The 783-nt window shown below is 62.8% G+C and carries 1 protein-coding gene; it reads left to right on the top strand.

Annotated elements, in window-relative coordinates; all coding sequences use genetic code 11:
• Positions 1 to 128 precede the first annotated feature (128 nt).
• Positions 129 to 329: a hypothetical protein gene (locus tag LK10_RS04430; RefSeq protein WP_043120489.1), complete on the top strand. Its 201-nt coding sequence runs from the start codon at positions 129 to 131 to the stop codon at positions 327 to 329.
• Positions 330 to 783: the final 454 nt, after the last annotated feature.

Consider the following 783-nt stretch of genomic DNA (forward strand, 5'->3'; position numbering starts at 1 on the left):
GGGCATCCTTGTCACCGCTTACTCCCCTCGAGAATTCACCCTCGAACTCCACCCCGACGTCCCCTTCGGCGTGAGCTATGAAAAGTGCATGTGGTGAACCGGGAAGCGGCGAGGGCCCCCGCCCGGCAATGCCGGTCTCGACCTTCCATGCCAAACAGGCAACACCCGGCGACCTCGTCCAAGTCCGAGTCAATGGGGTCGCTCTTGTCGCGGCTGAAGTAGAGAGCGTCACCGCGGAGGGAACGATCCTCTGGACGGTTCCCTCCGCACAGCTCCCGCGTACGCTGTTCCTCCGCCAGACGGATTCTGATGGATGGACGAGCCGCTGACGTTGGTAAAGCTGACATAGGCGCGGGAAGACGCCGCGTTGTAGAACACTGCGTAGCCACCGGCCGCCTCCGAATGGCGATAGAACAGCGGCCCACAGCTGCCCGTTGCGGGAAGGATGCGCACTCCGTCTCATCGGAGGAGTGGGACTCCCCGGAGCGCGTCGCTGACGGGGTTGATGCGTGCGAGGCAGCACGTCCCCTTGGTCGCGCACGCAATGAGAGGTGAGAGGAGCATGGCGATGGCTACGCGACGAGCGTGCCGGACGCGTACCTCCAGCCGTTCGTGACAGGGAGAAAAGATGTCATTGAAGACGACTGATGATGCGGAGAGGTCGGAGATCAAGAGTCGGGAGGTTCTCGAAGCCGAACTCGACCGTGTCGTAGGCGACGCCATCCGGTGCGCACTCGCAAATCCGGGTCACGGGATTCTCATAACCCGTCATTGCCCTGGCTC

This window comes from Sinomonas humi (assembly GCF_000802235.1).
In the GTDB taxonomy this organism is placed as follows: Bacteria; Actinomycetota; Actinomycetes; order Actinomycetales; family Micrococcaceae; genus Sinomonas; species Sinomonas humi.

What these genes read in the sequence shown, in the direction of transcription:
- LK10_RS04430 (WP_043120489.1), top strand. Translation starts at nt 129, where the DNA reads ATGCCGGTCTCGACCTTCCATGCCAAACAGGCAACACCCGGCGACCTC.